Source organism: Neobacillus niacini (genome assembly GCF_000759675.1).
In the GTDB taxonomy this organism is placed as follows: Bacteria; Bacillota; Bacilli; order Bacillales; family Cytobacillaceae; genus Neobacillus; species Neobacillus niacini_A.
The window spans coordinates 242,316-264,001 of record NZ_BAWM01000020.1; the positions used below are offsets into that span (position 1 = coordinate 242,316).

Annotated in this window: 19 protein-coding genes; 3 read left to right on the forward strand and 16 right to left on the reverse strand. The window is 35.4% G+C overall.

All coding sequences use genetic code 11. The annotated features are described in order from the left end of the window. Nucleotides 1-2 precede the first annotated feature (2 nt). From TR08_RS11135 to wecB, 7 genes are all read right to left on the reverse strand, one after another. Nucleotides 3-1,088 carry a glycosyltransferase family 4 protein gene (locus TR08_RS11135; protein ID WP_045518264.1) on the reverse strand — a complete coding sequence of 362 codons (1,086 nt, stop codon included), beginning with the start codon at nucleotides 1,086-1,088 and terminating at the stop codon, nucleotides 3-5. Between the two features lie 36 nt (nucleotides 1,089-1,124). Continuing rightward, nucleotides 1,125-2,015 carry a glycosyltransferase family 2 protein gene (locus tag TR08_RS11140; protein ID WP_052427420.1) on the reverse strand — a complete coding sequence of 297 codons (891 nt, stop codon included), beginning with the start codon at nucleotides 2,013-2,015 and terminating at the stop codon, nucleotides 1,125-1,127. Continuing rightward, nucleotides 2,005-3,432: an O-antigen ligase family protein gene (locus TR08_RS11145; RefSeq protein WP_045518266.1), complete on the reverse strand. Its 1,428-nt coding sequence runs from the start codon at nucleotides 3,430-3,432 to the stop codon at nucleotides 2,005-2,007. Before TR08_RS11145 ends, TR08_RS11140 begins: the two co-directional genes overlap by 11 nt. 26 nt (nucleotides 3,433-3,458) lie before the next feature. Beyond that, a complete protein-coding gene (locus TR08_RS11150) occupies nucleotides 3,459-4,118 on the reverse strand; it encodes a sugar transferase (RefSeq protein ID WP_045518599.1) in 660 nt (219 codons plus the stop codon). A 603-nt stretch (nucleotides 4,119-4,721) separates the two neighbouring features. Beyond that, the gene (gene galU / locus TR08_RS11155) at nucleotides 4,722-5,591 is read right to left on the reverse strand and encodes a UTP--glucose-1-phosphate uridylyltransferase GalU (protein ID WP_045518601.1); all 870 of its coding nucleotides are present in this window, start codon (nucleotides 5,589-5,591) and stop codon (nucleotides 4,722-4,724) included. A 549-nt stretch (nucleotides 5,592-6,140) separates the two neighbouring features. Further along, the gene (locus tag TR08_RS11160) at nucleotides 6,141-6,569 is read right to left on the reverse strand and encodes a hypothetical protein (protein ID WP_045518267.1); all 429 of its coding nucleotides are present in this window, start codon (nucleotides 6,567-6,569) and stop codon (nucleotides 6,141-6,143) included. Nucleotides 6,570-6,758: 189 nt separating this feature from the next. Continuing rightward, nucleotides 6,759-7,907, reverse strand: a complete 1,149-nt coding sequence (gene wecB / locus TR08_RS11165) for a non-hydrolyzing UDP-N-acetylglucosamine 2-epimerase (protein ID WP_045518269.1) — start codon at nucleotides 7,905-7,907, stop codon at nucleotides 6,759-6,761. Between the two features lie 341 nt (nucleotides 7,908-8,248). Between wecB and TR08_RS11170 the strand changes: the two genes are divergently transcribed. Next, complete coding sequence (locus TR08_RS11170) at nucleotides 8,249-8,719, forward strand: hypothetical protein (RefSeq protein WP_045518271.1); 471 nt, start codon at nucleotides 8,249-8,251, stop codon at nucleotides 8,717-8,719. A gap of 177 nt (nucleotides 8,720-8,896) precedes the next feature. Here TR08_RS11170 and TR08_RS11175 read toward each other — a convergent pair whose 3' ends face one another. Further along, complete coding sequence (locus TR08_RS11175; RefSeq protein WP_193747719.1) at nucleotides 8,897-9,916, reverse strand: CPBP family intramembrane glutamic endopeptidase; 1,020 nt, start codon at nucleotides 9,914-9,916, stop codon at nucleotides 8,897-8,899. 173 nt (nucleotides 9,917-10,089) lie between these two features. On the opposite strand from TR08_RS11175, the gene TR08_RS11180 reads away from it, so the two are divergent. Together TR08_RS11180 and TR08_RS11185 are read left to right on the forward strand one after the other, a co-directional pair. Then, complete coding sequence (locus TR08_RS11180) at nucleotides 10,090-10,392, forward strand: DUF4359 domain-containing protein (protein ID WP_045518273.1); 303 nt, start codon at nucleotides 10,090-10,092, stop codon at nucleotides 10,390-10,392. An 83-nt stretch (nucleotides 10,393-10,475) separates the two neighbouring features. Next, on the forward strand, nucleotides 10,476-12,158 hold the full coding sequence (locus TR08_RS11185) for a hypothetical protein (RefSeq protein ID WP_045518274.1): 1,683 nt from the start codon (nucleotides 10,476-10,478) through the stop codon (nucleotides 12,156-12,158). A 44-nt stretch (nucleotides 12,159-12,202) separates the two neighbouring features. Here the strand turns inward: TR08_RS11185 and TR08_RS11190 are convergent, their stop codons facing one another. The 8 genes from TR08_RS11190 to TR08_RS11225 all read right to left on the reverse strand — a co-directional run bounded on the left by TR08_RS11190 (nucleotide 12,203) and on the right by TR08_RS11225 (nucleotide 21,679). Next, the gene (locus TR08_RS11190; protein ID WP_045518275.1) at nucleotides 12,203-16,381 is read right to left on the reverse strand and encodes an Ig-like domain-containing protein; all 4,179 of its coding nucleotides are present in this window, start codon (nucleotides 16,379-16,381) and stop codon (nucleotides 12,203-12,205) included. A gap of 12 nt (nucleotides 16,382-16,393) precedes the next feature. Beyond that, nucleotides 16,394-16,852, reverse strand: coding sequence for a hypothetical protein (locus tag TR08_RS11195; RefSeq protein WP_045518276.1), 459 nt, complete (start codon nucleotides 16,850-16,852; stop codon nucleotides 16,394-16,396). A gap of 1 nt (nucleotide 16,853) precedes the next feature. Further along, nucleotides 16,854-18,806: a protein kinase domain-containing protein gene (locus tag TR08_RS11200; protein ID WP_045518277.1), complete on the reverse strand. Its 1,953-nt coding sequence runs from the start codon at nucleotides 18,804-18,806 to the stop codon at nucleotides 16,854-16,856. A gap of 18 nt (nucleotides 18,807-18,824) precedes the next feature. Further along, the gene (locus TR08_RS11205; protein WP_045518278.1) at nucleotides 18,825-19,583 is read right to left on the reverse strand and encodes a PP2C family protein-serine/threonine phosphatase; all 759 of its coding nucleotides are present in this window, start codon (nucleotides 19,581-19,583) and stop codon (nucleotides 18,825-18,827) included. A gap of 16 nt (nucleotides 19,584-19,599) precedes the next feature. After that, on the reverse strand, nucleotides 19,600-20,718 hold the full coding sequence (locus tag TR08_RS11210; protein WP_045518279.1) for an FHA domain-containing protein: 1,119 nt from the start codon (nucleotides 20,716-20,718) through the stop codon (nucleotides 19,600-19,602). An 82-nt stretch (nucleotides 20,719-20,800) separates the two neighbouring features. Beyond that, nucleotides 20,801-21,103, reverse strand: coding sequence for a pore-forming ESAT-6 family protein (locus TR08_RS11215; protein ID WP_052427421.1), 303 nt, complete (start codon nucleotides 21,101-21,103; stop codon nucleotides 20,801-20,803). Between the two features lie 33 nt (nucleotides 21,104-21,136). Next, nucleotides 21,137-21,439: a WXG100 family type VII secretion target gene (locus TR08_RS11220; RefSeq protein WP_045518280.1), complete on the reverse strand. Its 303-nt coding sequence runs from the start codon at nucleotides 21,437-21,439 to the stop codon at nucleotides 21,137-21,139. A gap of 48 nt (nucleotides 21,440-21,487) precedes the next feature. Beyond that, nucleotides 21,488-21,679 (reverse strand): hypothetical protein, encoded by a 192-nt coding sequence (locus TR08_RS11225; RefSeq protein WP_045518281.1) that lies wholly within the window; start codon nucleotides 21,677-21,679, stop codon nucleotides 21,488-21,490. Between the last annotated feature and the right edge of the window lie 7 nt (nucleotides 21,680-21,686).

Sequence of the window (21,686 nt, forward strand, 5' to 3'; positions counted from 1 at the left end):
CTTTATAATTCCTGAATTACCTTTATTATTTTCTGACTCATTTTTTCCCACGTAAACAGTTTAGCCCTTTCTTTCCCTTTATCGACTAAACTTCTTCTTAGTTCAGGATCTTCTATTAGTTTTTGCATTTTTTCCGATATATCTCTTACATCATTCGGATTGCAAAGCAAACTACAACCACCAGCCACTTCTTCAGTTGCACCACCTTGTGAAGTTAAAACTGGGATTCCTGCAGAGTATCCTTCTATGATTGGTAGACCAAAGCCTTCATAAGTAGAGATAAATACTAATGCTAGAGCATTATGGTATAAAGCAGAGAGTTCTTCATCCGTTACATATCCTAAAAGAACTACAGAATCCTGCATATTTAAATCTTTAATTAAACTCTTTATCGTTGTTGTATCATCTAAATGTGGAAATGGCGCAGGTTGGCCCACAATAAAGAATTTAACATTGGGATTTTTTTTCTTAATTTCAGAAAATGCCTCGATTGATTTAGGTATATTCTTCCTCTTTTCTAAAACGCCAACATATAGGAAAAATTCCTCATTTTCAAATTTTTCTACCTTACTTACCTTTAACCCAAAAGGCTTAACACCTAAATATGTAACCTCAATTTTACCTTTTTCTATGTTTAATTTGTCTGAAATTTGTTCTTTTGCGTCCTCAGAAACAGTAAGAATTTTCGAAGCCCTTCTTGCGGAGGGCCAAGCTATTATTTTTAATGTCCATTTAAATAACGAACTGTAATCATCCTGCCTAGTAACAAAAACCGCATCATGTATTGTAAGTAAGTTTGGTACAGGACTGACATATGGCGTGAAATACTCAGGAGAAATAAGAAAATCTCCTTTTTTTCTTACATTAAAAAGTTTTAAAGGGATTATAAATTGTGTCCACAATATTCTGCCAATGTGGAGTAATAACTTATATTTCAACTGATTTTTCACAAAGAAAGAATTCGGATTCCTTCTTAGCTCAATAACCTCATGTCCACCATTCTTCAAAGCACGTACTAACTCGATTACATATGTCCTTACACCGGTTTTCGCTGTGTACAAACAGTCTGTGTCAACAAATATTCTCATTTTACAACCCCTAGAGACCTAAATTATATTTAGGGTTTAAATTATAAACTTTCCTGGTTTTTTCTTGAAACCATCTGAATATGCTTGAAGTAAATATTTTAACGAGTCCTTTCTTCCAAGCATAATATATCTTACAGACCTTAATAGTGTTTCTATAGTTGTAAATAATAGGAAAACGATAAATTGAAAATTATTTAACCATCGATAAGAAAATAAAAAACGATTTCTCAAATTATAATAAACGTAGTTTAAGGAAGGGCTTTTCTTTGAAGTACCTCCGAGCTCATGTTCGAGCAGAGACCCTGGAACTACAACACATTTATATCCTGCATCCTTAATCCTCTTACAATAATCTGCATCCTCGTAGTATAAAAAGTAATCTTCACTAATTAAACCGACTTTTTGCACAACATGTTTCGGTATAAGTAATGAGCACCCAGTGACATATTCTGTTTCAACTATTTCAGTTAGTTGTTCTTCAAAGTGAATACCTTTTACCAAAGGTAATTGAATTTTCCCTCCAGAGAACTGTATCTCTCCTGTAGGGTATTTAATTAAAGAACCTGCAGCACCGATAGTCTTATCTTTTTCACATGCTGTTACTAATGCTGATAAAGCTAATGGATTAAGAATTTTGGCATCATTATTTACCAGCCATATATATGAGCATTTATTCTCGAGTGCTTTTTTTATCCCAGCATTTACACCACCCGCATAACCTAGGTTAGAAGGGTTTAAAATCACTTCGCAATTCTTAAACTTTTCAGCTAACCTTTCATATGACCCATCTGTTGATGCATTGTCAACTAAATAAAATTCGTATGAAGGGTAATCAAGATTATATAAAGATTCCAGACATTCCACGGTCAATTCATAAGCATTCCAATTTAATACGACTATTCCCACCTTAGGATGGCTAGTATTCATCACTTGTTCGCTCCCTTAGAATATATCCTATAGATAAGAAGGTAATACACGTTATGGTAATATTTAAAAAGGACTGCTGGGTTATTCCTGAAAGCATTAATAATAAAATCGTTGATATCAACCAAATATTAACTATCTTATTTTCTTTATAATGCTTGACCAAATAAAAAAGAATGGAAATAAGCATACCAATAAAGATAACAATTCCTATCCATCCCATTTGGACACCAAGTATTAAATATTGGTTTTCTCCCCCGCCAAAAGTACCAAAACGTGCCCCAGCACTACCTGAAGTAGCTAACCCCATGCCTAAAGAATGTTTATTAAGATTCTCTAGAGCAAGAAGCCAGTCATGTAAATGTCCTTGAGCAGATGGTTCTTTAAATGTAATCGTGTCTATTATATAGTTCCTCAAATTCTCCATAGTAGTGAATATAAGAATAAATAAAAAGAAGGCAACCCCAGTTCCCCAAATTAATACTTTTTTTATGTGTTTAATATTATAAATAATAATAAAACCAAGAACTTGTAAAAAAAGAATTAATATTGGCATCCTGCTTAATGTGAATATTACTCCAAGACCCAATATTATTGAAGCCGCTATTCTTTTTTTATTACTCTTTATTATAAAAATGGTTGGGAGAGCAAATAAACTATAAGCAGCAAAATCAAGCGGATTTAATAAAAGTGATCCCACTCTTCTAATTCCTCCAGCTGCCCAATAGGTATATGGCATCCCCCCTTGAGTATATGGTAAACTGCCAGTCATATAAAGGGTATAGTCTGGCATTCCTAGCCAAATCAGTAAAGGTACTGGATTAATGAAACGTTCAAAAATACCAATTACAGAAAAAACAAGTCCAGTATATAGAATCACCTTTAGTATCTTATTGAAATCTAATTTTGGAATCAACATTCCAAGAAAGAAGAAGAAAAGGTAAAATGTGTCAGTCCTAAAAGAGTAAACTTTTTGAAGAAAATTAGCTGGTCCGATAGGTAGAAGAATATATATTAATTCGAGTAATGCAAACATTGAAACAAAGAATAAAACCTTTTTATCTTTAATTTTAAACACTGAGGGGTTTTTAATTTGATAAATCCCCCAGTAAAGAAGTGCAATAAGTAATAGCATGTCTTTCCATGCTTTAAAAATATTTAAACTAACCCCGCGGATATCAAAAAAGTGAAATAAAACAATATTTAAAAAAGAATTAAGTGGTAGTAGGATAATTAAAAAAATTGTTAAAGAATTAGGAACTTTAGAAATTTTAATTAATAAGTAAATTCCAACAAAAAGAAGGTTCACTAAAATGAGATTTCTAATATTAAAAATCTCATTTTCAGGAACCACGATTAATATAAAAAGCAATATTAAATTTATAATTATTCCCATAAACCATTTATTCTTGAGATGCATCTAAAAAACCCCTTGCTGTAATAAGCTTAATAAGCTCCTTTATCCCAAAAGAGCACTTTAACTGTTCTAAATAAAACAAATAAATCAAATAGGAAAGATCGTTTGTTGATATAAATTAAGTCTAATTCAACCATTTCTTCAAATCCTAAATTACTTCTACCACTTACTTGCCATAGTCCCGTACAGCCTGGCACTACAAGAAGGCGTTGATACTCGTAAGCGCTATATTCCTTAACTTCTCTTGGTAGAGGCGGACGAGGACCAACCAAGCTCATATCTCCTTTTAATACATTCCAAAGCTGCGGTAATTCATCAATGCTAGTTTTTCTAATAAATTTCCCTAACTTTGTAATACGTGGGTCATTTTTCATTTTAAACATAGCACCGGTTGTCTCATTTAATTTAATAAGTGAATCAAGCAACTCTTCAGCATTAGATACCATAGATCTAAATTTATACATATAAAATTGCTTTCCGTCTTTCCCGACTCTAATTTGTTTAAAAAATACGCTCCCTTGTTTATCTTCTAATTTAATTAAAACTGCAATTAATAAAAATAATGGTGATAAAAGTATTAGGCCACAGCTTGCACCAATAATATCAAATAATCTTTTGCAGACTAAGTATCCCCTTGCTTCTCGAACATATGCAGTTTTTACATCATTTCTTATTTGTTGTTGTTCCATTACAATGGTAGATTTCAAAGATCCTGCACCCTTCTTTACAATAAATTTTGTTTTTTCTATTTATATTTTTTACTAGTACATTTAGTTTCACATTATCTATTAAATATTAAATTTATTACACTATCAAAATGGTTTTCTATTGATAGTCGCTTTTCAAGTTACTATTATAATATTTTAAATTCAAAACGCAATAGCAACAAGACCAATAGTGAGTGGTAGGATTATCAATTATCGGCAACACTTCTTAGGGCAATATTTCATTGCCTAAAACTCACATTCTGTCGATATATATCGAATTTTAGTAGTTTTTAACAGTAAATATTACAAACCCATCTGTTATTGTAACATACTTTGCAATAAATTTAACAAATATATTTGTAAAATATCTGTCAGAACTGGAATAATTATATATCGTCATAAAAATCCTTTTCTAAAGATGATTGAACAATTAATTATACAATATAATAATACTTTATTCCTAAAAAGAAAGCCTTCCTAAATCAGGAAGGCTTTCTAGAAATATTTAATTAAATTTCCATATCCATTCGGCAAATAATCTTCTGTCTACTATTCAAAATGATAATTCCTTATGTTTTAAAATAATTAATTTTCTAGCTTCTGTGCCATAAATTTTAGTAAATCATCCCGTAACTCTTCCTTTTGAAGAGCAAATTCAATGGTTGTTTCAATAAATCCTAGCTTTTCCCCTACGTCGTATCTCTTCCCTTCAAATTCATAGGCAAAGACGCGCTGGATTTCGTTTAATTTTTGAATGGAGTCTGTTAGCTGAACCTCGCCACCAGCCCCAATTTCTTGTTTATCTAGAAACAAGAAAATTTCTGGTGTGAAAATATACCTTCCAATAATCGCAAGTTCAGATGGTGCTGTGCCTTTTTCCGGTTTCTCAATAAAATTCCGCACTTGAAATGAGCGACCAAACTGCTCATAAGGTTCTATAATTCCATACCTATGTGTTTCATCTTCAGGAACCCGTTTTACCCCAATTACCGAAGAATGGGTTCTGTCAAACTCATTTATTAGTTGTTTCAAACAAGGGGTTTCTGCTTGTACGATATCGTCACCTAATAAAACCGCAAACGGTTCATTTCCGATAAAATTACGTGCACACCAGACAGCATGTCCAAGTCCTTTTGGTTCTTTTTGTCTAATATAGTGTATATCAACCATCTTTGATGCTTCTTGAACCTTTTCTAATAACTCAAATTTTTCTTTGTTCAATAACGTTTGTTCAAGTTCATATGCATTATCAAAATGATCCTCAATCGCCCGTTTACCTTTTCCTGTAACAATAATAATGTCTTCAATTCCTGATTCAATTGCCTCTTCAACAATATATTGAATGGTTGGTTTATCAACTATGGGTAACATTTCTTTCGGCATTGCTTTTGTAGCTGGTAGGAACCTTGTTCCAAGTCCTGCTGCTGGTATAATGGCCTTTTTTACATTCTTCAATTTCATTTCAAACCTTTCCTCCTTTTGAAACAATACAAAAGGTTGTTAATTAATTATTTTTTAAGGATATCTTTAAATTAACATACCAATAATAAAGCTCATAATAATTAATCTAAGAAAAATAATAAGAAAGCTAGGGTTTGATAACCACAAAAAGCTTCTTTTTACATATGGTATATTATTTATTGTTTCCATAGAAGGGTATTATAAGTATATAATTTCTTTACTGATATATAAATTATGTAATCGGTCTTTTTGACGTTTTAAACTCAACAATTTAATACCAAGTCATTCATAATCGCCAAGAAGATTACCATAAATAAAGAAAATAGACACAAAAAATAGACGTATTCCATTAGATGCGCCTATTAACGGTATTACCGATAATAATTGGATTTCTGCTTTTTTAACCCAGGGAAGTACCGCATAAGTTATTGATATGATCTGTTTCCTCGTCATAATATTAGTGAAAATAGAAGTTGCAATTATTCTGCAAGAAAGATCAAATTAAAAGGGTGATAAGATTTTTGACTTCTAAGCAGATTACCTTTATTTAGAACGAGTATTCCTACTCCTGTTGTTATCTTTTCGTTTATTAATTTTTTCACTAATAAAATTAATGAATAACTTTAATACTAAAAATGCAAGAAAAAAGATAATAAATCCATATAATCCAACTATGGCATCTGCAAACTCCATATTACCTCTTCCAGTTATCTTTTGCTGAATTTCAATCGCAAAAACAAAGACAATTAGAACTGTGAAGGTGTATAGAAAAGAAATAGCTGTTAGACTCCATTTTGAAATTGCTTTAAATATTATATGAGTTATCCCAAATGTAAAGATTCCAATTATACCTATTACCCAAAAATGTAAATCTTTATCTGACATTTCTAGACCAAATGCTTCGGTCAGTTCCATAATAATATCATGAAAAATATTAACTATTTCAGTGATTAATTCTATTGCATCCTTCATTATAAAACTCCTTCTAAAATTATTAATAATTCTAGTCTCTAAACAAGTTTTTATTATACCAACTTCTGTCCGATTTGACTATTTATTTCCAAATAGAGTTCAATTATTGAATAGATAATGAAATAGAAATTACGTATGTACAATAAAAGCTGACTGCTTTCCTAGTCAGCCTTCTCCATAAAAAGACATTTAAGAGTCTCCAAAGTCAATTGGTTTTTCATTTGTTAAGTTAAAGTGATAAAGTATCGCTTTCACAATTCTTTCAGAAGACAGTCCATCACCATAAGGGTTCGAAGCTGTCGCCATCAGATTATGTGCCTTTACATTCGACAGCAGTTCATTTGCAAGCTGGTAGATTGTTTCTTCATCTGTTCCAGCAAGCTTTAATGTACCAGTCTTAACACCTTCAGGACGCTCGGTCGTATCCCTTAAAACGAGTACCGGTACTCCTAATGACGGTGCTTCCTCTTGAACACCACCAGAATCAGTTAGAATCAAATACGCCCTTGAGGCAAAATTATGAAAATCGATGACATCTAAAGGTTCAATCAAATGAATACGATTATTTTCTCCTAGTACTCTATTCGCAATTTCTCGAACAACAGGATTCATATGTACTGGATAAACGACCTGTATGTCTTCGTGCTTTTCTACTAATCTTCTAATTGCATTAAACATATTTTCCATTGGCTTTCCGGTATTTTCCCTGCGGTGTGCAGTCATTAAAACTAGTCGGTCATCACCAAGTTTATCCAATATAGGATGGGAATAATGCGTTTTTACGGTTGTTTTTAAGGCATCAATGGCAGTGTTTCCAGTAACAAAAATGGAATCTGCCTGTTTATTTTCAACTAATAGATTTTCTTTCGATTGGGTTGTTGGAGAAAAATGCAAATCTGCTAATACTCCTGTAAGCTGCCTGTTCATCTCCTCAGGATAAGGAGAATATTTATTCCTAGTCCTGAGTCCCGCCTCGACATGCCCAATTGGAATCGAGTTATAAAATGCAGCCAAACTTGCTACGAATGTAGTAGTGGTATCACCATGAACTAAAACAATATCTGGCTTTACCTCCTGAAATACTTTATTTAATCCTTCTAAGCTTCGTGTAGTTACATCAATTAATGATTGACGATCTTTCATGATATTTAAGTCGTAATCAGGTTGGATTTCAAATATTTTCAACACCTGATCAAGCATTTCTCTATGTTGTGCTGTAACGGTCACAATGGATTCAATTTTATCATTATGTTTCGCTAATTCTTTTACAAGAGGAGCCATTTTGATCGCTTCAGGTCTAGTCCCAAATACAGTCATTACTTTTAACTGGTTCTCCATAAAAACCTCCAAATCATTGCCTTGGGTAAAACTACGATATGTTACAGTTATCAAAATAATAACAAAATATAGGACTAAAAGCACTGATAGTATATTTTTTCCATAATAAAGATTACCAAAATTATGTTCATATATATATTAATAAAACAACCTTACCCCATATGGAGTAAGGTTGCATATAAATTAATTCTGTACATTTCTTCTTCTAATGAATAGTGTTATTCGAAGTCCAACAAAAGTATACCAAATAATAAATAGGTTGGATAATAAATGGTTTTTTTACAGTTATTTATAGTACTATTGTAATAGCTTCTCATTTTACTATCATTGGAGGTCTGTTAATGCTCACTCCTGCCCAGAAAAAAATTCGTCAAAATTTAGAAGAGCTGCGGGTGAACGGATTACTCCTTCATGATAAAAAAAAGGCTGAGCTCCCTATAAAAAACAATAAGCGGAATTATCCTTTGTTCAGCATTTTTCTCCTTGTGACCATTTGTTCATTATTGGCAATCGCAGTATATTGCAAGCAATTTGACCAAAGCCAGGAAAGTATAATAAATTATTTAACCCATACACAGGCATTAAGTACCGAGAGTGAAAAACTACTTAATGATTGTCTTGAACAACAAGCTCGGCTAAAGATAACAGAGATTGAGGAATTGAGCTTGAAACAGGAAGAATTGATGAGGAAGGCACTAGACTATGCTGTTCCAGCAGGTTTTAGTGAACACAATCATGATTTCATTAACCTAATGGAACAACGGTCGAGTATGATCAACACTTTCACGGCAGAACTAAAACCATTCAATTAAACGAAGCTATGATTGAACTGAAAGTGAAACAGGCATTGCAGCGCGATAGTTTAATAAGGGGTTAGAACGCGCAAAAATTGAATTTGTACAAACCGAGGATGGAACAGTGGAATATTGGTTTAAGGACAAGACGTATCTACATTAAAAGAGGTTACCACATTAGGTAACCTCCTCAATTTAATTGGCTATTTCTTCTGAAGCCACAATTTCAATTGACTTTTTCATCTGTTGTTTCTTTTCGATTGCCATTAAGACAAGGTAGATAGGAATAAGAATCAAGGCAGCCATTTCAACGATAAACTCAAAGTAATACCAAGAAAGCGTAGCCAGGATATCATATACCGAATGCACCAGAACCGTGACCCAGAGATTTCTCGTCCATAATAGGATTAATCCAAATAATAAACCCATATTGGCAAAGGTTACAATCGCTCCAATTTCATATTGCCATGATTGAACCGAGTTTAATGTATGATCAATACCGAATAGCACGGAGGTGACAAAGAGCGCAATCAAGACGAAAATATCACGTTGCCCTTTTTCCCAGCGCCTTGGAAAGGCTTTTTTAAAAACAAAGAGAATTAGAATGATATAAGCCAATCGCCAAACTTCTTCGAGACCGGCAAGGATATCCGTAAAAATATCGTATCCCACACTATCAATTTCATCTATTACTTCCCACATCTTTTCAACAGGTTCAATAGGTTCGCTTGGTTCCACTAGCTCCTTATCATCCGATACCACTTCTGTATACGCCTCAACATATTGCTCATAATCATCGCTAAAGTTCTGGAATGCGTTGGACGAATAGATATTAATAATGGTACTGCCGAGAATAAAGACCAAAAACGCGCCTATAAATTGGCGGATAAGCTGTACCTTTGTTTTTTGAATTCCATTACTTAATCTTTGGTGAAGCTTCAATCCGATAAAAAAGGAAGACACCATAATCGCATCATATATAGTACCAGCTAATTGGCTGAATCCACTTAAATAGAGGATCAGTTCAACCCCTATCGTAATTGTGAGAAGTCCAAACAAAAGCTGCTTCGAAATTGGCGCAGTTAAGTTAGTTGTCATCTTTATCATTCCCTGCCCTTTAAAATTGCTGCACTCTCTTACCTTCCAAAAAGCTGTACAGCCAAAATTCCAAATCCATTTAATAACAGCAGGAAAAGTAAGCACGCAATGATCCATTTCCATTCTCTAGACAAGGTCTTATCTCCTTTAAGTTAATTAGTACTAATTTATCATATTACTAGAGAATAAGCATCAAGGATAATCTCTCCAATTGTATTTACAATAATATCCTCTCCGCTTTATACTTAATTTAGATGAAAATTAACAATTATTAGAAAAGGGGCTGAAAAGTGAAAAAGATCATTTCTATTATCCTATTGATAGCCATTGTATTTGTATTATCCGAAACAAACCCTGGACGTTCTGAATACATAGAATGGATTACACATGAAGCGATGGATCAATCTTCGAATATACTTGAAAAAGGGATTCTATCATTAGCAGGGGAAAAGGTTTTCGATATGGGAACAACGGAATCAGATTACTTCATACTTTCAGTCTATAAAACCGATTTTTCTGAGATAGGCTTGGGTCAGGTCACCTGCATCGGGGTCTTCAATAAATTTATTCCAATTTCTAAAAATGAAAAATAATAAGACCAGATGGGGTCTTTTTAATTTCACTTTTTCTATAAACCAGTATTTAATAGTAGAACCTGATAAGGGAGACATAAGCATTGAGTGGAAATATTGAATTTTTTAAAGCTGTACTGGAATCTAACCAGAATCAACTTAAGGATGAGGAACTTGCCTTAATTCTGAACACACTCGAACATTATCAGAATCAATCAGTCTATCATGAATTATGGAATATGATGGAGGACCACGATATTACCTATAACCATGTAATAGAGTTTATTATTCAGAATCAAGACTACACAAATCTTTTAAAGTTATATCTTGATAAAAAATTCAACCTCACTCATGTCGAAGACATTTTAGCCGAAATTAATAAACTACTTGAAACTTCACCTTCTTTACATAAGAATCGTTGTTTTCAGATACTTGCAATCCATAAGACTGCATCTGCTGTTGGCGATTCCTCTGATTTATTTAAAGCAGTAAGTGCGGTAAAAGCATTTAAGCTGACAAACCCTGATGTTGATTTTTCAAAATTAAAAGACATGATGATGGTCTACACGGAAATTGCATTATTAGATGAGATTGAATTACAGAATGTTACCCTTAAGGATATAGATACATTCGCGCTCCTTTCAACTGAAAAACTTAACGAAAAAGAACTAAAGGATAAACGAATCATCAGCAAGTACAAGATTCTGAAGGTTCTTCATGAACTATTTAATAAACCTGCCGTTTCTGTGGGGTTGGTCCTTCAGCAGTTATCACCCGCTAGCCGAGAAGAGCTTCGAGGGGTATTAAAAAATGTATTAAGGAGCAATATTTCTGAAAACTATTTTCAGCATATACTAGCAGCATTTGATGATGAGGAAGGCAGTTATCATTATCCACAACTATTTGCTTATTTGGGTAAAAATGCGGATGAGAAGCTAATGGTATCATTTATTAAGTGGACAGCGAAAAACCTTCAGCTGGATCATCACTACCATCGAGCACTGAAGGCTTATTTGAAATCCCATCCAAGATCGATTTGGAAGAATAAAACCGCTAGAGAAGAACTACAAATGATTTCAACGATTAGCTTTAGAAAATTGCTAAAAGAAGTCCAAAATGAAACAGCAAGTCCAGTACTTAAGTTTTTTAAAAAGAAGGGTTTTCATTTAAGCATTGTGCTGCTCACCACCATTGCCGTTGGAAGTGGGCTTTATTTTGGTTATGATCTGCTAGCAGACAAAAAGGAGAATACCGCTGTTTCAAAAGCAAGTAAACCTCCTGCAACAGTGTCAGCTGAAACAAAAAAAGATGATACCACATTAGCTCCATTTAAAAAATGGGTTGGTGAAAATCCGTTTGTTTTCAATGTAAATGGTGAACAACAGAAAATGACCTTTGGGCAAGCAAATCCAACGGGAGGTAAAAGCCTCGTATTAACGGGTAGTCAAACTAATGAAACCCCCTTTGATTTAGTGATGGATTCAGAAGTTTCACCATTTGATGAAAAGGGTGTATTAAAAGAAGGGTTTTCCCTCTATCACACAGAATATGATTTCGATGATAATGGGAATCCGGAAGTTGTGATTATGGCACTTAGTCAAACATATGAATCGTTTGTGTGGGTATACAGAACGATTTCCGAAAATGGCAGTGTGGCTCTGCGTGCAGACTTAGCCATAAAAGGGATGTCTGATGCGAAATTAGTGGATAATACTCTGAAGCTGCTTGGGGACCAAGGTCAGTCAGAAACGTATGCTTACCTTAATCAGCAATTTGTAAAACAATGAAAAAAGGTTTCAAACGAAATATCGTTTGAAACCTTTTTTGAATATTAGTCTTCATCAACCTGTAGGTTTTTTCTTCTTTTCACCATCACTGTACCTCCTGCAATAACTAGTAATAGGAGTCCCGCAATAGAACTAGCAAACAGAGGTTGATTTTCATAAAATTTTACAAGTGCTCCCTTTTCCGCAATCTCAAAAGGAAACTCCGAGCTTATTTCATTTCCGGCTTCATCATAAGCTGTCACCTTAACCTCATACTTCTTCTTTTCGGCTAGAGTGGCTTTAATGACTTCAACCCCATTCTGTGTAACAGGTTCACCATTTAGAAGCTCACCATTGATCGTTATCGATTTAATGCGATCCTTTGGATTTTCAAGATGAATTCCTAGTGATACTGTTTCATAATGGATTTCGTTTTTCTTTACTCCGTTATAAATAACCTTCGGAGCTGTTTTATCAATAATGAACTCAACACTTAGCTGTTGAATGTTTCCTGCTTGGTCTTTTACTTCAAAATAAAGGACATGTTTTCCCTCTTCCTTGATGGGTGCACCCATTGTATACTGATTTCCATCCAAGGTAAGCGAGATGATGTCATAATCACTCATATCATTAATAAGTAAGTCAGGGATGATATTCTCATTAAAATACTTACCGGTTATGGCTTCTTTAAATTTGATCACTGGTGCTGTTTTATCAATCGAAAACACGATGGTTCTCGTACTGATATTTTTCGCCAAATCCGTTATCGTGGCTTTTAGAACATAATCCGTTTCCTTCTCGAGCTTTTGTCCATTTGTAAATGGCTTACCGTTTAGAGTTACGCTCGATTTACTAGGATCTAAATGGATATCTGAATATGTAACAGTTGGCTCAATATCCTTATTAAAGAAACCATCTACCACACCGGAAATCGTTAGTTTTGGTTTGGTTGTATCCACCGTATAACTAATTTCAAGAGTTGTTTCATTCCCTGCTTTATCTTTGGCATAAACATTATAATGATACAACATTTCCTTCGAAGATAACGGGATATTTCCTTTTAGATTTTCTCCGCCATTTAAAGTAATGGAGACAAATTCATCTTCTCCTTGATCTAGAACGAATTGTGGAGTAAATACTTGATTAATATATTCACCATTTTGGATTACACGGTTTTCTCCTTTAAATTTCGGGGTAATCACTGGTTTCGTTTTATCAATCGTAAAGCTTTTTCTAATAGAGTACGAGTTGCCAGCTTTATCGGTCGCTTCTACTAAAATGTCATACTTTCCTTCCTTGCTAAAATGATGAGAAAGCGAAGCATTTTCACCTTTCACACTAAATTCACCTGGATAATAGCTGCTTCCGTCTTTGGTCACGCTAATTTTATTTATATTCAGGTTCTTATCATTAATCGCAACACTAACTGGTTTATCTGTATTGTAGTATGCATTTTGGTCGACACCGTTAATCTCGATAGACGGCTTCGTCTGGTCAATCGTAAAAGTTTTAGCCTGAGTAATCGGACCATTACCTGCTTTATCTTTCGCAGCAATCTGAACGTTGTATTGTCCATCTTTACTGAAACGGTAGCTTAAGCTTGATAGCTTTGCTGCATTCACCCAAGTTCCCATATCAAAGGCGCCATTATTGACTGAGAGGGTAACGTCATTGGTGGAATAGTTTTGTTCATCAACCGTGACCATTACATCCTTTGCATTTGGGTAAAATTGCTGATGATCTACCCCAGAAATATTTACCACAGGGTCAGTATTATCGAGGATAAACTGGACGGGTTCCTGATAAACGAAATTATTTTTCGCTAAATCGGTAGTCTGAAACCAGATTGTATATTCTCCATCTTTTTCAAACACAATTGAAGCTTTAGCATTATTTGAAGCATCCTTAGTCCACTCCACCGCATAAGGAATGGAATTAACAAGAATTTCAGTTTGTTCCAAATCTAAATTATTGTCTGATGCAGTGAAAGTAATCATTTTCGTATTTTGATAGAAGCCCGTACTATTCTTCTCGTAATCTACATGTAAAAATGGCTTCGTATGGTCAATAGTAAAGCTAATTGTCTTTTGCTCAGCCGTATTATTTGCTTTATCTTTCGCATTGACGGTAATCTCATAATTTCCTTCGTTCTCAACATCATTTTTGTCAAAATTGATCTCATAGGTAGAACTCTCTTCATCCTGCTTCCAGATTCCATTCACTTCATAATCTGAACCGGATTTTTTAACCTCAATTTTTACATCATCCGTATGGAAGTTCTTCTTAATCTCATCGATAGTAATGATGAGTTTTCCATCCTGTGAATATTGATGATCTTTGTCGTCAAATCCACCAAATGTAATCTTTGGAAGGGTGCGGTCAATTGTAAAAGTCCTTGTTTCCGTTACCTTATTACCTGCTAAGTCGGTAACTTGAGCCGTTAAAACATACTCTTTTTCCGCTTTCAGCACTGTTCCATTTTCAAAAGGTTTGCCGTCTAGTGTGACGAAGGATTTCATTGCATCAGAATCAATATTCAAATCGGCGTATTCCACGGTAGGGGTTACACTTTGACTATTGTAGAATGCTCCGTCTTCTACCCCTTTAAGCCCTAATGTTGGATAGGTGGTATCAATCGTGAAGGTAAAAGTTTTCTCTGTGACATGTCCTGCTTTATCGGTAATGACCGCGCGAAGGATATGCTCTTTCCCTTCTTCAGCAATGGGTGTTCCACTATTATATGGCTGTCCATTTAGGGTGACAGACGTTTTATTACTATCTACGTTTTGATCATTATAGGTAATTTCCGGGGCGAGGACCGTGTTACTAAAACCATTGGTAACTCCCGATATTTCTAGTTCTGGTGCTGTCTTATCAATTGTAAATCTAACTGTTTTTACCTTAACATGCCCAGCTTTATCGGTCACTTTTGCAAATAAGATATAGTCCATTTCTTCTTCTAAAATGGTACCATTTTCAAACGGCACTCCATTAAGAGTGACCCAGGTGCTAGAAGGATCTAGGTTCGCATCTGATATCTTTACCGTTGGCTTAATCGCATTAGTGAAGTACCCATCTTGAACGCCGCTAATTTCTAGCACTGGATCGGTGTTGTCGATGGTGAACGTAAAGGGCTCAAGTTCGTGAACTTGTTTGTTTCCATAAAGCTCTGTAACCGTTACGTATACCGTGTAAGTACCTTCTTCTAAAAATTCATGGGTTAACGCAGCACTTCGTTTGGAAAGAGTAAATTCTCCAACAGGATACTCTGTACTCTCACCACCATTACTCCCTGCTTTCATCACTTTAATTTTGGCATCACTAATTTTTGTACGGCTTAGTGCTTTTATCTCAATATCTCCGCTGTGATAGTAACCATTGTTTTGTAAGGTTGTATTTCCTTTATGGATTTTTAATTCAGGTGCACCTGTTACAATCGTAAAGTTTGCTTTCTTTTCCTTGCTTACATTTCCTGCAACATCTTCAGCGGTATAGCTAATCTCATAATCTCCATCATATTTGAACTCGATTTCTGTGGTGTAAGTATTACCCACTTTCGTCCAAATAGGAGCAGATGGCAGTTGGTATGGCTCTTCGTTTCTTTTAACAGAGATGGTCATCCCTTCAGGAACAAGGTTTTCATCTGTTGTCGATAAATGAGCCGTTACCCCTTCCCGAAAGTATTCATACCAAAAGAACTCTCTCCCATCTCCTTTTGTTAAGCTTACTTCAGGTAATGTAGAGTCCTTTTTAATTTGAAAAGTATTGGAATGTTCAGGCTCAATCCATGAACCTTCCTTAAACTTCACCTTAATTTCCACATCTCCATCCTTATTGGCTGGCAATGGAAGAACGACTTGATATTGACCATCGAAATTTGCGTCTATATCCTTTATTTCAGAAATGCTTGGCGCAGCAAGAACCTCATCACCGATGGCTGCCTCAATCACAAATGGTCTTTCAATAGGTGGTGCTTCCTCATTTTCTGCTGGTTCAGCTTGTTCAAGATACTTTTGGTAATCTTCGCTTAGATCAACCGTAAAGGAAATGGACTCTTTATTGTTCGTTATCCATCCTGGTTTATTTGCGTAGTCATCCATATTCCAAGTTTGGCCGTTAAAGGTAATATACCGGTCAACATCACTGGTAAACGCTTTACTGCTAAAAACAATCACAAAGGAAAACAGCAAAACCATAACTGGAATCCAAACAAAGAATTTCTTACTTTTGTTGCTTTGATTCATGATCCTAACTCCTTAGATTATTCTAGTGGAATGAACAATGACAATATCCACTTCTTTTTTAAAACCGTTATTTTGAATCTCTGATAATACGGTGGTTTCTTCTAGGTCTTCTGTGAGTAGGACCGTTTCGTCTGCCGCTGGTGCTAAGAGCATTGTTTCTTCGGCTTCAGCTACGAGCAGCTCCGTGTCACCTGCATCCGCTTTTAATAGTTCAGTAGGAGCAACTGAGCTGGTTACTGCTACTTCTAAGCCTACATCGCGCCGAAGCTTAATTTCGTTCGTTATTGGCTTTTCAGTTTGCATTTTTTTTGACCTGGTGTTCAATAGCCTCTTGATAAATCTACTAAATCGGAAACCAGTTAAATCTTCAATCGCCTCGGAGATATTGAGTTTGATATAGACAATGACGGTAATAATAAAAGAGACAATGGCACCAGCCAGACCTCCATAAAGCATCACCTGATAATCCACCTTATCCCCCCTGTTGTAAAAGGCTTAAATTAATGAACCTTCTTGTTAATTTTGTAAAAGATTCATCATTAGCTGCCTTATTTATTTGCGCTGCCTGTTCATACACTTCTGTGGCATTCTCGTAATTCCTGCTTGCCTCTTCTTTTCCTTGCTCCATATCAAGTAATAAATTCGCTAATTTTGTATAAGCATTCAAACTCTGCGGGTATTGTTTTACCACTAGCTGAAACTGTTCAACCGCCTTGGAATACTCACCCATTTCTTGATAAATGGTTCCGATTTTCACCATGTACTCTTCATGATGGACTTCCTCACCAAAGTCTACGAGATTCGTATAATGGTCTATAGCTTTTTCATAATCCTTTTTGGCATTTTCTTGATCTTTTGAATTAATACCTTTACTGTAATAGGCCTGTCCTAATTTCAATTCAAAATCATTCAAATATTTTTCATCTAAGTAATCGTCATCCAATTGACTTAAGACATCACTTGCCTTTTGGATTAATTGAATGGATTTACTATTTGCCTCAGGGATTTGCGCTTTATACGAAAGGTAGATATTCGCTAATGAATGATAGTTGTCGATTTTTTTACTGTCATTACGGGTTTTATCGTTATAAAGTTCAAACTGGTTCAAATCCTTTAAGAACTGATCAAGATCAATATTTAAATTCCCCATGGTCGCTGCAAGGGAAATATAGTATTTAACCTCCGGCTTTACTTCTGGGTCTACCTTTTTAAAATAAGCTTGTGCTTGGAAATAGTCCTTTTGAACATCAAAATAGGTGATCCCCATCTTAAATAGGATCTCATTGTTTTTGTGAATATTCCCATACTCATCCGTGATATATCGTTCAATATTCGACAGACCTTTTTCTGTTTTACCGATTCGAATATATAAATCTAGCAAATCCATATAGGCCTTTGGGCGTTTTTTATCAACCAAAATCGCTTTTTCAAGTATGTTGATGGCCTCTGCTTCATCCTCTAGCGAGGTGCTGTAAGCCTCATTTAGGTAACTCATATAATCCTGAAGTTTATCCGTCTTCATCCCTTGATAACCAATAACAGATGTGGTAGAAAAAGCAATGAACAACGTTGTGGGGATCATGAATAGACCCAGCTTTTTATATACTTTATTCTTATACCCTTGTGTCAATTTGTTGATATTCAGCAAATCATGAGCTAACTCTTCACAACTTTGATAGCGGTCATCGGGCACTGATTGAGTACATTTAGTAATAATATGTTCAAGTCCTTCAGGCAAAGATGAATTCCACTGACGTATGGGTTTGATTTCAAATGGAGGCTCACTTAAGCTTTTCCCTGTCACAAGGTGATAGAGGGTCACACCTAAACTATAAATATCGGTTCGTGCGTCCGTTTGCTTTCCAGACATCTGCTCGGGGGCTGCATATCCTTTCGTTCCTAAGTTGGTCGTATCGGTGGTATTTTCTGTCTTAAACTCCCTGGCAATCCCGAAGTCAATCAGCTTAATTTTCCCCTCTGGTGTAAGCATAATATTATCTGGCTTCATATCTCGATAGATAATCGGGTTCGGTTTCCTGCTATGTAAATATCCCAATACATTGCTTAATTGCTTGGCCCAATCAATCACCGCATCGACTGAGATGACTTTCTCACGTTTTATTTTTTCCTTCAAGGACTCTCCTTCGATATAATCCATCACCACATAGATATCGCCTTGTCGGTCAATAACATCATAGATCCGTGGAAGGGCTCCATGATCGAGCTTCTTGAGCATGTTGGCTTCCACCACTAAGCTGTTTACCAAGAGTTCATTATTACTATTACTTCTTTTCCGGATATCTTTTACGACTAGAGATTTATTAAGCCTGTTATCCATCGCCAGATAGACGATACTCATGCCGCCTCGGCCGATTTCCTTTAGAATTTCATATCTTTCATCAATGATCGTTCCAATTTTAATCAAGAGGATTCACCCGCTGCCTTATGTAACTTTTGTAACTAATAACGAAATATTATCGACTTCTTTTCGTTCCTTCACTAACTCAACAAGTTGAACCACTGTTTTCTTCATCTCATTTTCATTGGTAAAGGTGTCTGGCCTAAGCTTCTCGAAAATTTCATCTTCCGTGATTTCATGGTAAAAACCATCCGTACAGAGCAAGTAAACTTCGCCATTTTTAACTTCCCCTTCAGAAATCACCACGCTCAACTCTGGTGTAGCACCAACACATTGAAGGAGGATATTTCTGCGCGGATCTTTGCGAGCTTGCTCCTCGGTAATATTCCCACGCGCAAGTTCGCGTGCCACTAAGGTTTGATCCTCGGTTAAAAGTGTTAGCTGTTCACCAATTCGATACGCTCTGCTGTCACCGACCTGTACTAAATAATACTTTGAATTTACTATTAATAGCGCTGTTATCGTTGTTCCCAATTTTAATTTTGAAGCTTCCCCATATTCAACAATTTTTTCGTTAAGCATTTTTACACAATCAGCCAAATTGGAGGAAAGCATTTCCTCGGAAAAATAGATCTCCGGAAGCACATTATCAAACCAATCAGACATTCCTTTGATCACCGTGGCACTGGCCATTTCCCCATAGGACAACCCGCCCATACCATCACAAACGATAAAAAGTCCAATCTTTCCCTTTGCCGTTTTGGCAGTTTTCATCAATAAGGCATCTTGATTTGTTTTCTTCTTGATTCCTGCGTCAGTATGGTATGCTATTTGAAATGTCATCGACTCACCACCCGGGTTAGAAAAGTTTAAATAAAAACTCTTCATTCGCTAGTTTTATTTGATCATCATGCTTAATTTTTACTCTTTCACCTTTACCCAGCTTGATATGATTCACATAACTGCCATTGGTTGAATGATTATCTTCTAAAAAATACTCTCCGCTTTCTGTGACCAACTGAGCATGAACTCGTCCGACTACTTTATTTTCTGTCGTATAATCTGTCTGTTTCGGATCACGGCCAATCTTAAAGACATCTTTTGTGATGATAATCTTCTCATGATTAACAAGAGCCAGAATAAATGGACGCGATTCATTTGCATTCGCTACACCTAAAGCGGTTGTTCCTTCATCTTCCTCATCTATAACTCCATAAGATCCCAGTACGGTTGTACCTTCGCTCTCATTGTTTTCCATTTCAATTGAAATCGTTGTTCTCTTGCTGGGTGTAATATTAATAACTATTTCTTCTATTTCTTCTATTTCTTCTATTTCTTCAGGTTCGCTAGCTCCTGGACGATAAAATTTTTCATATTGCTTTGTTCCATTTAAATCTGCTGATGGTTGGGTTGTTTCTTCTGCAATAATTTGTAATTTTTCGCTAAATCCTTGGAGGTCTAACTCCTTTAAACGAGCCAAGTAATTATGTGTCTTAATGAAAAAATGGATATCACCGGCTTCATCAAAGAGGGCAATACTCATTAGCTGTAAGAAAAACTCCTTAAAAGAAATTCTTTCAAATTGATAATCCTCGATAGGAAGGTAAATAAATAATGGTCTCCCTGAAAAATGATCAACGTAAATATGGTTTAAATCCAAAACAAAGTTTTCTACCTTCAAGCCTTGCTTCTGGGCATAGATAAACGTTTCTATACTATGCATAAGACACTTATATAATTTTTCCTTTGAAATGGGCTGTTCAAGCAACATGCTCAAATTCTTGCTAGAAACCAAATCATACCGTATATAAACCTCACCATCACGTTCAAGGGCGAGACAAGGCAATAAACCCGGAATATGACTATTTTTTAAAGTGTCTATTTGATCAATTGCAACTTCACGATCGTTTGTTACTTTATAAAATAAAAAATTTGAAATTCCATAGTTCTCTAAAAACAAGTTGATTTGTTTAATCATCATGTGCCACTCCATCTATTTTCCAATCTATATCCGAAGGGGAGGCAGCACCGACGCCAGCTGCTCCCCCTAGGCAAAGATTTTATTTAAACGCGCTAGCGTTTGAGTTAATTGCCGATTCTGCGGATTCATAGTTGGTAACCGTAACATCTAAGAACTTGGCATAGCTGTCTATAACTTGACGATATTCTTCAAATCTAGGAGCAAACGCATTAAAATTAGCGCGAATTGTATTTGAAGCGTCACTATTCCACGTTTGTGATAACGAGTTCATTTCTCGTTTAATATCTTCTAATTTTGTAGCTAACTGTTGGTTTAATGTGCGTACTTGGTTCGCAGTTTTACTAACCTCACCAAGCGAAATTTTAATTCCATCCACTGCCATGTCAAACACCTCCCTATATGCTTGTGTAATGTATTAATTTGTTAAACGTTTAGCTCCGCTGACAACCTCGTTCTGTGTTTCACGATAGGTTTTAGCAGATGTTTTTAAAAACTGTGATAATTCATCCATTTTTGCCTTCATTTTATTGAAGTCATCCATGAAGCCTTTTATTTGGTTCACATAAGCAAGGTTATCTGCTCCCTGCCATGCAGCACCCATTGCGTCGATTTCACTAAAAAGATTTTTATACACTCTCTCATAATCAGCAGATTGTGAATCAATCTTATTGGCTGCTGCCTCAAGCTTTGCAGGATCGACCTGGATTGATCTAGCCATTCTTTTTTCACCTCCTCAAAAGAATTTATATATGAACTCTTGATAGAGTCATATTTTTCTCAATTCATGTCCTACTGACCTGTACTTTTGGGCGGTAGATTGTAAGCTTTGAGCACATTTATCAGCGCCAATCCCCTTGAACTCCCGGGCAATCCCATTGGATAAATCATCGAGCTCTCTCACAATACTATTGAGTTCACCAATGATATGGTTAATTTTTTGCTTCACTTGCGGGTCCATGCTCTTC